Annotated in this window: 11 protein-coding genes; 9 read left to right on the top strand and 2 right to left on the bottom strand. The window is 32.7% G+C overall.

Going from position 1 to position 12313, the window contains the following annotated elements:
- Entirely contained in the window at window positions 1-1548 is a 1548-nt protein-coding gene (locus ACVC5O_RS06325; protein WP_452220629.1) for a serine hydrolase, read from the bottom strand.
- A 96-nt stretch (window positions 1549-1644) separates the two neighbouring features.
- On the opposite strand from ACVC5O_RS06325, the gene ACVC5O_RS06320 reads away from it, so the two are divergent.
- Both ACVC5O_RS06320 and ACVC5O_RS06315 read left to right on the top strand, forming a co-directional pair.
- Window positions 1645-2424: an alpha/beta fold hydrolase gene (locus ACVC5O_RS06320; protein WP_452220628.1), complete on the top strand. Its 780-nt coding sequence runs from the start codon at window positions 1645-1647 to the stop codon at window positions 2422-2424.
- Window positions 2425-2483: 59 nt separating this feature from the next.
- Window positions 2484-2750: a hypothetical protein gene (locus tag ACVC5O_RS06315; protein ID WP_452220627.1), complete on the top strand. Its 267-nt coding sequence runs from the start codon at window positions 2484-2486 to the stop codon at window positions 2748-2750.
- Here the strand turns inward: ACVC5O_RS06315 and thiL are convergent.
- Window positions 2740-3786, bottom strand: coding sequence for a thiamine-phosphate kinase (gene thiL, locus ACVC5O_RS06310; RefSeq protein WP_452220626.1), 1047 nt, complete (start codon window positions 3784-3786; stop codon window positions 2740-2742). The two genes, ACVC5O_RS06315 and thiL, sit on opposite strands and share 11 nt — an antisense overlap.
- Window positions 3787-3971: 185 nt before the next feature.
- Between thiL and ACVC5O_RS06305 the strand changes: the two genes are divergently transcribed.
- From ACVC5O_RS06305 to sufB, 7 genes are all read left to right on the top strand, one after another.
- Complete coding sequence (locus ACVC5O_RS06305; protein WP_452220625.1) at window positions 3972-5489, top strand: choice-of-anchor B family protein; 1518 nt, start codon at window positions 3972-3974, stop codon at window positions 5487-5489.
- On the top strand, window positions 5489-6967 hold the full coding sequence (locus ACVC5O_RS06300) for a choice-of-anchor B family protein (RefSeq protein WP_452220624.1): 1479 nt from the start codon (window positions 5489-5491) through the stop codon (window positions 6965-6967). Before ACVC5O_RS06305 ends, ACVC5O_RS06300 begins: the two co-directional genes overlap by 1 nt.
- Window positions 6967-8316 (top strand): hypothetical protein, encoded by a 1350-nt coding sequence (locus ACVC5O_RS06295; protein WP_452220623.1) that lies wholly within the window; start codon window positions 6967-6969, stop codon window positions 8314-8316. The genes ACVC5O_RS06300 and ACVC5O_RS06295 overlap by 1 nt, the downstream gene beginning before the upstream one ends.
- A gap of 4 nt (window positions 8317-8320) precedes the next feature.
- A complete protein-coding gene (locus ACVC5O_RS06290; protein ID WP_452220622.1) occupies window positions 8321-9085 on the top strand; it encodes an MbnP family protein in 765 nt (254 codons plus the stop codon).
- Window positions 9086-9087: 2 nt separating this feature from the next.
- Window positions 9088-10155 (top strand): cytochrome-c peroxidase, encoded by a 1068-nt coding sequence (locus ACVC5O_RS06285; protein WP_452220621.1) that lies wholly within the window; start codon window positions 9088-9090, stop codon window positions 10153-10155.
- Window positions 10156-10354: 199 nt separating this feature from the next.
- On the top strand, window positions 10355-10684 hold the full coding sequence (locus tag ACVC5O_RS06280) for a HesB/IscA family protein (RefSeq protein WP_452220620.1): 330 nt from the start codon (window positions 10355-10357) through the stop codon (window positions 10682-10684).
- Between the two features lie 168 nt (window positions 10685-10852).
- Window positions 10853-12301: a Fe-S cluster assembly protein SufB gene (gene sufB, locus ACVC5O_RS06275; RefSeq protein WP_452220619.1), complete on the top strand. Its 1449-nt coding sequence runs from the start codon at window positions 10853-10855 to the stop codon at window positions 12299-12301.
- Window positions 12302-12313: the final 12 nt, after the last annotated feature.

The raw sequence follows: 12313 nt of genomic DNA, 5'->3' as shown, positions 1-12313 counted from the left end.
TTACTGGTTTTTAATTAGTGTTAAGTCTTCAAAATCGAAGCTAAAATCTGTTACAGGCGCAATAGGCTTTAGCGTCGCACTTACTGCTTCTCCTTTTTCGTTAAATGTAAATTGCATAAAGCAATCGGCATCATAACTTCTGTTATCCCATTTTGCAATATAAGTTGTTGCGTTATATGGCAATAAGCTACCAACTAAAGTTGGTGACTTTTTGGAGGCAATTTTTAAATCGCTTCCGCTTTGCGAAATCAGCACATCTCCAAACCAGGCGTCTGTATATGTTCCTGTAAGTTGTTGTGGTTTTGGTATTGAGTTACTGTTTTTCATTTTAGCAACTTGATTAAAAACTGCTGTTTTAATACTATCGTTGTATTTGTACCACTCTTTATTGTTTTTGCCTAATCGTTCTAACCAATTTCGATCTTCGTAACCTAAATAACTATCTTTTATAGTATTGGTAATGGTGTTAAACGCAGAACCATTCATTTGATTAGTTAAAACTACAATGGCTAAATCCAACTCTGGTATCATGGTAAATTGTGTAACTGTCCCTAACAAACCTCCTGTATGATAGACTTGCTTATAACCACCTTTAACATCTGTTACAAACCAACCTAAACTGTAACCTTTAAAGTGCGAATTATACATATCGCCTTTTCTAACTTTTAATGGTGTTTGTAATTGCCAAAGCTCATGAAATTGTGCTTCGCTTAGTAATCTCTCACCATTTTCGGTCACAGCATCATTCATTAAAAACTTAGACCATGTTAGCATATCTGTTACATTACTTACTATGCCTCCTGCTGGATTTGCTGTTGGACTCCAGTCGTGTGGTATTTGAACTAATTTACCATCTGCAAGCGTATGTGCTTCGATTATATTGGATTTATTGGTTACACGATTGTAGGATGCTTTACTGTTTTTCATCCCAACTGGTTTCATTATTTTGGTTTCAATAAACTCTTCCCAACTTAATCCACTAACGCGTTTTAATACTTCTCCTGCTATAATATACATGTTATTATTGTAAGCAAAAGTGCTTCTAAAAGAGCTTTCTGGCTCTAAATGGTTTACATTATTAATAACATCATTAACATTAAAGCTTGCTTCTGGAAAAAACATTAAATCTCCTGCACCAAGTCCCATTCCGCTTCTATGGGTTACTAAATCTCTAACTGTAAATTCTTCGGTTACCCAAGCGTCATTCAATTTAAATTCAGGAATGTGTTGTCTCACTTTATCATCCCAATTGAGTTTACCTTCGTCAATCATCATCGCTAGTGCAAAACAAGTAAATCCTTTACTATTTGAGGCTACACCAACCAAGGTGTTTTCATTCATTTTTTTATTATTGGATAAGGCTCTTACACCATGACCTTTGGCATAGACTACTTTTCCGTTTTTAATAATACCAACGGAAATACCAGGAACATTAAACGTTTTTAGAGTGTTTTGTATTAGGTTATCTAATTTAGCGTCTTCTAGTTGCGCATAGATTAAATTACTACAAAGTATTAGCGAAAGTAAAACGGTTTTTTTGATGTTCATTTTTACGGATTTAAATATTGAAAGTCTCCAAATATAGTAAAAATACTTACTGAAGTTGCTGAAGACAAAACACAACAAATACTATATTTGTTACTTATGACGATTTCTTACAAAAATTCAACCGTTTGGTATTCGGTTACTGGAAAAGGCTCTGCGATAGTTTTACTGCATGGTTTTTTAGAAGATAGTAGTATGTGGAATACTATGGTTCCTTTGCTAGCTAAAAAAAACAAAGTGATTTGTATTGATTTATTAGGTCACGGAAAAACAGAGGCTATAAGTTATGTGCACACTATGGAAGATATGGCAGATGCTGTATTTGCTGTTTTAAAACATTTAAACTTAAGAAAATATACTTTTATTGGACACTCTATGGGAGGTTATGTTGCTTTAGCGTTTGCGAAAAAACATCCTGAAAGCATAAAAGGATTATGCTTAATGAATTCTACTTATGAAGCTGATGATGACGAACGAAAAGAACTAAGAACAAGAGCTAATAAAATGGTACAAAACAATTTTGAGAATATGGTAAGAATGTCTTTCGCAAATTTGTTTAGTGTAGAGAGTAAAACACGTTTTAAAGCTGAATATGAAGCGGCTTTAAAGATAGCTCTTAACACATCTCTACAAGGCTACATGGCTGCAAATGAAGGTATGAAGATTCGTGAAGAATCAGTCGGATTTTTTAGTACAGCAAATTTTAAGAAAATCATTCTATTGGGTAAAAAAGATACTATTTTAGACTCCACTAAAATGCTTCAATTTGCTAAAAAACATCAAATTGAAGCACATATATTTAGCGAAGGACACATGAGTCACATTGAAAATAAAGAAGAATTGGAAAATTCTATTTTGCAGTTTATCGAAAAAAAATAGCTTTTTATCGATAATTTAATTTATTTTTTTATATTAGCCTACCGCTAAATTTGAATACAATGAAAAAGCCTACTTTATTTTGCTCAGTTTTTGGACACAAATATGAAATTTCCAAAAAGGTAACCTATCATGTTCACGAATATAAATGTAAGCATTGTTATAAAGAATTAACAACAAATGGAAATGGCAATCTAATAGAATTAACTCCAAAATTTAAGGAGATTAATGCAATCCTAGAAAAAATTCACACCAACAAAATGATGCGCTTAAATAAAGAAAACAATTACAATCAACAGCGTCAATTGGAAACGATGCTTAATCTTTAAAATTTTTCCAGCCTTGCGCTTTTAAAGGTATTTTGGTTTCGGCTCTAGTTACTAAATGCATTCCTGCAGAGGCATCTGTAATATAACCTATAACTGTAAAATTAGGATTCGCTTTAATTTTTGGGTAATCTTCTTGAGAAATAGACATTAATAGCTCGTAGTCTTCACCTCCATTTAAAGCAATAGTTGTACTATCTATATCAAATTCTTCGCAAGTAGAAATAACTTGAGGATCTAAAGGTATTTTACTCTCATACAAATCACATCCAACGTCACTTTGTTTACAGATATGAATAATTTCTGAAGACAAACCATCACTAATATCAATCATAGAAGTTGGTTTTACCTTTAAATCGGCTAAAAGTTTAATAACATCTTTTCTCGCTTCTGGTTTTAATTGACGCTCCATTATATAAGTATAAGCATCTAAATCTGGTTGATTATTTGGGTTTACTTTAAAGACCTCTTTTTCGCGCTCTAAAACTTTTAGACCCATAAAAGCACCTCCAATATCTCCTGTTACTACTAATAAATCGTTTGGTTTAGCTCCATTTCTATACACAACATTATTTTTTTCGACTTCACCAATTGCAGTGACAGAAATTAATAATCCAGAAACCGAAGAGGTCGTATCACCTCCAACCACATCTATATTGTAAATATTTGCAGCAGTTTCAATACCTGCATACAATTCTTCTAAAGCTTCTAAAGGAAAACGGTTAGACACAGCAATAGATACCGTAACTTGAGTAGCCATGGCATTCATTGCAAAAACATCAGATAAATTTACTATAACTGCTTTATAGCCTAAGTGTTTTAGAGGCATGTAACTTAAATCAAAATGCACACCTTCTACCAATAAATCTGTTGTCACAACAATCTGTTTCTTTTTAAAATCTAAAACAGCTGCATCATCTCCAATGCCTTTTACTGTAGAGGTTTGAGAAATTTTAAAATTTTTAGTTAAATGGTCTATCAAACCAAATTCACCAAAATTACTTAATGGTGTACTTGAGTTATTTTTATCTTCAATCATGCCACAAAAATAACAACTTGATAACTAAAATTAGGGTTTTTTTAGTCTAAATTGTTTTATAATTAAGTACTCCCTTTTTTTAATAATAACCAAGAATATGCTTTTGCTTATTTTTTTAACATTAAAATTCGCTGTATTTACAGATTATTCTATTAATTTTAAGCCTTTTAAACTATTTTTCCCAAATGAAATACTCTAACATTGTTGTCCTATTTTTTGCATTTTTAAGTACAACTATTTACAGCCAAAACCCTTGTATTGATGGTTTTGCAACACATATACAAAATGGTGTACAAACACAATATCCTTGTAACGATTATGACTTAATGTCTAGAATACCTGTTTCTATATTAGCAAACGGAAATGGGAACCCAGAAGGTAGCGATATTTGGGGCTGGACAGATAGCCTTACAGGAAAAGAATATGCGCTTTTTGCAACCACCAATAGCACAGCTTTTATAGATATTACTAATCCTACAAATCCTATATTTTTAGGACGATTAAATTCTTCTGCAGGAAATAATGTATGGAGAGATGTTAAAATATATAATGACTACGCTTTTATTGTGGCAGATAATGTTGGTTCTCACGGAATGCAAGTTTTTGATCTTACCAAATTAAGAACAGTATCTTCGCCACCAGAAACTTTTAATGCAGATGTTGTTTTTAAAGGAAATGGTGGAAATGGAGATATACAAATTGGAAGCTGTCATAATATTGTGATTAACGAAAATGAAGGCGTTGCTTATTTAGTAGGTTGCAATTCAGCAAATGGTGGAGGACCTATTTTTGTTGATATTTCAAATCCGCTTAGTCCAAATACATTAGGAGATTATACAGGAGCTGGTTACACACACGATGCTCAAGTAGTGACTTATAATGGTCCAGACACAGAGCATGTAGGAAAACAAATTTTTATAGGAAGTAATGGCGACTCTAATCAGGTAGTAATACTTGATGTAACAGATAAAAATAATGTAAGCGTAATTAATCAATTTTCTTATCCGCAAATTGCTTATGCTCACCAAGGCTGGTTTACAGATAATCAACGTTATTTTCTATTAGGTGATGAAGTAGATGAACAAGCTTTTGGAATTAATTGTAAAACATTAATTTTTGATTTTCTTGATTTGGATGCTGATTTTTCAAATCCTGCATTACTTAAAACATACACAGCTCCTTTTAGCGCTATCGATCATAATGGATACGTTAAAGGGAATAATTTCTTTTTAGCAAATTATAGAGCAGGCATGCGAGTGTTTGATATTAGTAACATAAGCTCCTCAACAAATCCAATGGCAGAAATAGGATATTTTGACACCTATCCCGCAAACAATAATACAGCATTTAATGGTGTTTGGAGTGTATATCCCTTTTTTAATAGCGGTAACATAATTATTAGTGATATTGAACGTGGATTGTTTATAGTAAGAAAAAGTGGCACACTTTCTGTTGAAAACCTAGAAGCTTCAGGAAATAATATAAGTTTAACTCCAAATCCTGCAATAAACTCTACAACTATAAGTAATACAGGTACTAAAAAAATAAATACTATTAAAGTGTACGATATAATAGGTAAAACGATACTAGAAAAAAGTAATATAAATAGTAGTTCTTACGTTCTCTCTACACAACAACTTCCTAAAGGCATTTATTTAATTAAAATAAATAATTCCGTAACAAAAAAACTAATCGTTAAATAATGAATTATTCAACAAAAAAAATAGCATACATTTTATCATTATTAATTTTTGCGCTAGTCGTATTTAATTGTTCTGATGATGAATCTTCAAGCATTGTAGATAGTGATAACGATGGTATAGCTAATAATTTAGACAACTGTCCTAATCTCGCTAACCCAAATCAAGAAGATACAGATGGTGATGGTATAGGAGATGTTTGTGACACTGAAAACAATTTAGATTCAGATGGAGATGGTATAAATAACGACCAAGATAATTGTCCAAACACAGCCAATCCTGGTCAAGAAGATGATAACAGCAATGGTATAGGAGATATTTGTGAAGACACACAGCCTTTAGCGCCATGCGAAAATGGTTTTGCAGGCCAATATCCTTGCGATGGTTATGACTTAATGGCACATATACCAATAGATATTTTAGCAACTAGTGTAGGAAATCCTGAGGGAAGTGATATTTGGGGTTGGACAGATCCAACAACAGGGAAGGAATACGCTATACTAGCAACAACAAATAGTACTGCCTTTATAGATATTACTAATCCTGTTGAACCTGAATTTTTAGGAAGAGTAAATACAAATGCTGGTTCTAACTACTGGAGAGACGTAAAAGTTTATAATAATCATGCTTTTATAGTTGCAGATGGTGTTGGAAACCATGGCATGCAAGTGTTTGATTTAACACGTTTAAGAAACGTTGCAAATCCACCAGAAACTTTTAATGCAGATGCAATTTACAATGGTGTTGGTAGCTGCCATAACATCGTTATAAATGAGAGTGAAGGGGTTGCTTATTTAGTAGGCTGTAACTCAGCAAATGGAGGAGGACCTATTTTTGTTGATATTTCAAATCCTACTTCGCCAACCTTTATAAACGATTATACTCAAGCTGGCTACACACACGATGCTCAAGTGGTTACTTACACTGGTCCAGATACAGATTATACTGGAAAACAAATTTATATAGGAAGTAATGGAGACACAGACAAAGTAGTTATTTTGGATGTTACAGATAAAAACAATGTAATACTAATTAGTGATTTTAGCTACCCTCAAACAAGATATGCGCATCAAGGTTGGTTTACCGAAGATCAACGTTATTTTATAATGGGCGATGAATTAGATGAACAATTTTATGGTTTTAACACAAAAACCTTAATTTTTGATTTTTCTGATTTAGATAATCCTACACTATCATCAACTTACACTGGTCCTACTCGTGCAATAGATCATAATGGCTATGTAAAAGGTAATGAATTCTTTTTAGCAAACTATCGTGCTGGATTAAGAGTTTTAGACATTTCTAACATATCATCACCTACAAATCCTATGACGGAAACTGGTTATTTTGACACTTATCCAAATAGTAATAGTGCTAATTTTAATGGTGTTTGGAGTGTGTATCCTTACTTTGCAAGCGGAAATATAATTCTTGGAGATATTGAAGGTGGATTATTTATAGTAAGAAAAAGTGGAACATAATGAGACTTCAAAATTATTCAAAATACATCGCTCTTTCTCTAGTATTATTATTTATAAATACAAGCTGTAAAGAAAATGATGACACCATGCCTTTAGCTCCTTCTTCTATAGGAGAAATTGATTATGTCACAGTATTAGGTGGATCAAAAAACGAAAGTGCACAGTCTGTAAAAAAAACTATTGATGGAGGCTATATTATTTTAGGATTTACACAAAGTAATGATCAAGATATTACAGACAAGCAAGATGAAAGTTACGATTATTGGATTTTAAAATTTAATGCGCAAAATCAATTAGAATGGTCTAAAACCTATGGTGGTTCGCAAAATGACAGAGGCAACGAAATTATACAAACTCAAGATGGTGGTTACGCTATAGTTGGTTACAGTAACAGTAATAATGGAGATGTTACAGAAAACGCAGGATCATTAGATTATTGGGTAGCAAAATTAGATCCATCAGGAAACATAACTTGGCAAAAATCATTTGGTTATTCTGGTGCAGATTCTGGCACTACAATTATTCAAACAAACGATAATGGATATTTAATTTCTGGTGTTTTAGATGTTTCGGCATCTGGCGGAGAAGGTAATACCAGAAATGCACAAGCAAGACATGCTGGTGGAGATTATTGGACAATAAAATTAGACAGCTCTGGTGCATTAGAATGGAGCAAATATTATGGCGGAAGTTTTACAGACACGCCCTATGGAGTGGTTCAAACCGAGGATAATGGATTTATTATGGTTGGATCATCAGATAGTGCAGATGTAGATATTACAAACAACAAAGGATCGTACGATTTTTGGGTTATTAAAATCTCAAATACTGGTGAAATCCTTTGGGAAAAAAATTATGGAGGATCCGAAATTGATGAAGCTAGAAACATTACTGCAACCACTGATGGTAACTATATAATTGCAGGAGATACAAGAAGCAATACTACAGACGTGTCCTCAAATAATGGAGCTGCCGATTTATGGCTTGTAAAAATAAATCCATTAGGTGAAATTATTTGGGAACAAAATTATGGCGGAACAGGTTTTGATGTGGCTAGAGATATTAAAAACACACAAGATGGTGGATTTATAATCTCAGGAAGCTCCAGAAGTGCAGATGGAGATGTTACAGAAAACAAAGGACAAAATGATGCTTGGATAATAAAAGTAAACAGCTCCGGAAGTTTACTATGGCAACAATCTGTTGGAGGCAGCGATATTGATTTTTCTTATGGTGTTGCAGAGTTAAACGATGGAAGCGTTGTTGCTGTTGGAGAATCTAATAGTAACGATGGAGATATTTTAGAAAATAAAGGATTTACAGATTTACTATTAATAAAAATTAAATAATAAAATGAGAAAAATTTTAATGCTTTTAGCAATTTCAGCTTTAACATTTAATTCTTGTCACGAAGATAATGATGATAATACCACTGCAAATGCTAATGTAAGTTTCAATTTTACACATCATTGGGAGGACACTGCTATTAATAGTACAAACTTAGAAACTGAAACCGTTGTAAATGCAAATGGTGAATCTATGTCTTTTGCAAGATTAAGATATTTGGTGTCTAAACTACAATTAGTAAATACAAATGGAGACATTTATACTTTTAATGGTTACAAGTTTACAGATTTATCTAATGAGTCAACATATAATTTTACACCAGAAAACAATACGATTCCAATTGGTGAATATACCTTAAAATTTATTTGGGGTTTTAATGAAGAAGACAATATTGATGGTGCATACCAAGATTTAAATAGTGCTTCTTGGAATTGGCCTGCAATGTTAGGTGGAGGTTACCATTTTATGCAGTTTGATGGCATGTATAATATAAATACTACTCCAATGCCTTTTAATTTTCATAATGGAACAGCACGAGTAAGCATGGATGAGTTTGAACAAAATTTTGCAGTAATAGAGTTAACTACTCCAATCACTATAACTCAAAATACTTCTATTGATGTAAAAATGAATATCGCTGAATTTTTCAAAAACCCAAATACTTGGGATTTAAATGTTTTAGACACACCATTAATGCCTAATTACGAAGCTCAAAAAATGATGCAGGAAAATGTGATGTCAGTATTTTCTATAGGAACAGTATCTCAATAAAAATGAAAATAAAATTAGTACATATCTTACTTCTAACCCTTCTTTTAGCGTCGTGCTCTAAAGATGAAGATAATAATAATGGATATGTACCAACACCTCTGGCTCTCGAAATCCCAGAGTTATTTGAGCAAAGCATATTACCTCCAGTAATTCCTATTAATAATCCTCAAACAGTTGAAGGTGTAGCCTTAGGAAAAAAATTGTTTTTCGATACTTTACTCTCTGGAGATAATACAATTTCATGTGCTTCTTGCCATTCGCCTCAAAATGCATTTACAGACCATTCGCAATTTAGTGTTGGTATAGATGGAATTGCAGGCACAAGAAATTCAATGCCTTTATTTAATTTAGCTTGGAATTATAACGATCGTTTTACTTGGGATGGAAAAGAATTAGGATTAGAAAAACAAGCATTAGAGCCTGTAGCAAATCCAATAGAAATGCATAGTGATTGGGACAATGTTGTAAACGATCTTACCAACCATTCTGAGTATCCTATTTTATTTGACCAAGCCTTTGGTAGCACTACAATTACTAAAGAATTGGTAGCAAAAGCACTAGCGCAATTTCAAAGAACACTAATTTCCAGTAATTCTAAATTCGATAGATACCTACTTGGCGAAGCGCAACTCACACCTCAAGAATTAAATGGGTTAGATGTATTTATGGACGAGTCCAGAGGCGATTGCTTTCACTGTCATGGCAATCCTAACAATCCATTATGGACAGACAATAGTTTTCATAATAATGGATTAGACAGTTCTTTTTCCGATTTAGGTTTAGGAGCAGTAACAGGAGACCCAAACGATAATGGGAAATTTAGATCTCCTTCTTTAAGAAACCTTGCTTACACAGCACCTTATATGCACGATGGTAGATTTAGTACTTTAGACCAAGTAATAAACCATTATAGCGAAGGTTTACAAAACTCGCCAACCATAGATCCATTAATGAAAAAAATAGACGAAGGTGGCGTACAACTTACAAACCAAGATAAAGCAGACTTAAAAGCCTTTTTATTGTCACTATCAGACCCTTCCTTTCTTAACAATCCAAATTTTATAAATTAATAGCTTTTTACTATTATAGTATATGCTAATATAATGTTAGGTTATATGGAAATCCATGACTTATATCGTATATTTGCACTCTATTTAGAAGCGCTCTTAATAAAATTCGAAAAGCTTTTAAATAATTAAATTAATAAAACACTCTAAATTAACCAGTTTTGAGTGCCTTTCTCACAGAAAGGTTAGGATGGAAAAGACTATGATAAAAGTATCTGAAACAGCTAAAAAAAAGGTTATTGAATTAATGACCGAAGATGGCTATAATGCAGCAACAGACTATGTACGTGTTGGTGTAAAAAGTGGTGGTTGTTCTGGTTTATCTTACGATTTAAAGTTTGATAAAGAAATACAAGAAGAAGACAAGGTGTTTGAAGACAATGCTATCAAAATTATTGTCGACAAAAAAAGCTTTTTATATCTTATTGGAACAACACTAGAATATTCTGGAGGATTAAACGGAACAGGTTTCGTGTTTAACAATCCAAATGCCAATAGAACTTGTGGTTGTGGCGAATCATTTAGTTTGTAAAATTGAAACATCTCTTCTTTTAAAAAATTATAGAGTAGAGAAATTAAATGAAGCATTCTAAATAAAATAAATTTTAAAGTAAATGATATATCAAAAAGAATAAGTGAATTATAAAGTTTCGCAATCTAACTTTTTAAACATTTAACTTTTTAACATAATAACAATTTTATGTCAAAATATACAGAAGATGACCTTAGGGAAGAATTAAAAACCAAAGAATATGAGTATGGTTTTTTTACAGATATAGAATCTGAAACGTTTCCTATTGGTTTAAATGAAGATATCGTTCGTGCTATTTCTAAGAAAAAAGAAGAGCCAGAGTGGATGACAGAATGGAGATTAGAAGCTTTTAAGGTTTGGAAAGCAATGGAAGAACCAGATTGGGCAAATGTAAATTATACAAAGCCAGATTTTCAAGCAATCGCCTACTATTCTGCACCAAAAGCAATTGATCCTAATAAAACATTAGACGATGTAGATCCAGATCTATTAGCAATGTATAAAAAATTAGGCATTTCTTTAGACGAGCAAAAAAAGATGAACAATGTCGCAATGGATGTTGTTGTAGATTCTGTGTCTGTAGCTACAACCTTTAAAAAAACATTAGCAGAAAAAGGGATTATTTTTATGCCAATTTCTGAAGCAATACAAGAGCATCCAGAATTAGTTAAAAAGTACATTGGTACAATTGTGCCAACAACAGATAATTTTTATGCAGCATTAAACTCTGCTGTATTTAGTGATGGCTCGTTTTGTTACATTCCAAAAGGAGTAAAATGCCCAATGGAACTCTCTACTTATTTTAGAATTAACCAAGGAGGAACAGGACAATTTGAACGTACATTACTAGTCGCAGACGAAGGCAGTTATGTATCATACCTAGAAGGCTGTACAGCACCAAGCAGAGACGAAAATCAATTACACGCAGCAGTTGTAGAACTTATTGCTTTAGAAGATGCAGAAATAAAATACTCTACAGTACAAAATTGGTATCCTGGTAATGCCGAAGGAAAAGGTGGAGTTTACAACTTTGTAACAAAACGTGGTTTATGCGAAAAAAACGCAAAAATCTCTTGGACACAAGTAGAAACAGGTAGTGCAGTCACTTGGAAATACCCAAGCTGTATTTTAAAAGGCGATAATTCTGTGGGCGAATTTTACTCCATTGCAGTCACTAACAACCACCAACAAGCAGATACTGGAACAAAAATGATTCATTTGGGAAAAAACACCAAATCAACCATTATTTCTAAAGGAATTTCCGCAGGAAAATCTCAAAACTCATACAGAGGTTTAGTGCAAATAAACGCACGAGCAGAAAACGCACGTAATTTTAGCCAATGTGATAGTTTACTTATGGGAAATGAATGTGGAGCACACACTTTTCCTTATATAGAAGCAAAAAACAAAACAGCACAAATAGAGCACGAAGCAACAACTAGTAAAATTGGAGAAGACCAAATTTTTTACTGTAACCAACGTGGTATCGATACCGAAAAAGCCATTGCATTAATCGTTAATGGGTTTAGTAAAGAGGTCTTAAATAAATTACCAATGGAGTTTGCTGTAGAAGCTCAAAAATTATTAGAAATCTCTTTAGAAGGAAGTGTAGGATAATTATTATTCTTG

Source organism: Lacinutrix salivirga, assembly GCF_053604675.1.
Note: the sequence above shows the minus strand (reverse complement) of the source record. Positions and strands in the feature narration are given on the sequence as shown.

Excerpts from the sequence above, each read along its gene's own strand:
- ACVC5O_RS06325 (WP_452220629.1), bottom strand. The coding sequence starts at position 1,548 with ATGAACATCAAAAAAACCGTTTTACTTTCGCTAATACTTTGTAGTAAT.
- ACVC5O_RS06320 (WP_452220628.1), top strand. The coding sequence starts at position 1,645 with ATGACGATTTCTTACAAAAATTCAACCGTTTGGTATTCGGTTACTGGA.
- ACVC5O_RS06315 (WP_452220627.1), top strand. The coding sequence starts at position 2,484 with ATGAAAAAGCCTACTTTATTTTGCTCAGTTTTTGGACACAAATATGAA.
- thiL (WP_452220626.1), bottom strand. The coding sequence starts at position 3,786 with ATGATTGAAGATAAAAATAACTCAAGTACACCATTAAGTAATTTTGGT.
- ACVC5O_RS06305 (WP_452220625.1), top strand. The coding sequence starts at position 3,972 with ATGAAATACTCTAACATTGTTGTCCTATTTTTTGCATTTTTAAGTACA.
- ACVC5O_RS06300 (WP_452220624.1), top strand. The coding sequence starts at position 5,489 with ATGAATTATTCAACAAAAAAAATAGCATACATTTTATCATTATTAATT.
- ACVC5O_RS06295 (WP_452220623.1), top strand. The coding sequence starts at position 6,967 with ATGAGACTTCAAAATTATTCAAAATACATCGCTCTTTCTCTAGTATTA.
- ACVC5O_RS06290 (WP_452220622.1), top strand. The coding sequence starts at position 8,321 with ATGAGAAAAATTTTAATGCTTTTAGCAATTTCAGCTTTAACATTTAAT.
- ACVC5O_RS06285 (WP_452220621.1), top strand. The coding sequence starts at position 9,088 with ATGAAAATAAAATTAGTACATATCTTACTTCTAACCCTTCTTTTAGCG.
- ACVC5O_RS06280 (WP_452220620.1), top strand. The coding sequence starts at position 10,355 with ATGATAAAAGTATCTGAAACAGCTAAAAAAAAGGTTATTGAATTAATG.
- sufB (WP_452220619.1), top strand. The coding sequence starts at position 10,853 with ATGTCAAAATATACAGAAGATGACCTTAGGGAAGAATTAAAAACCAAA.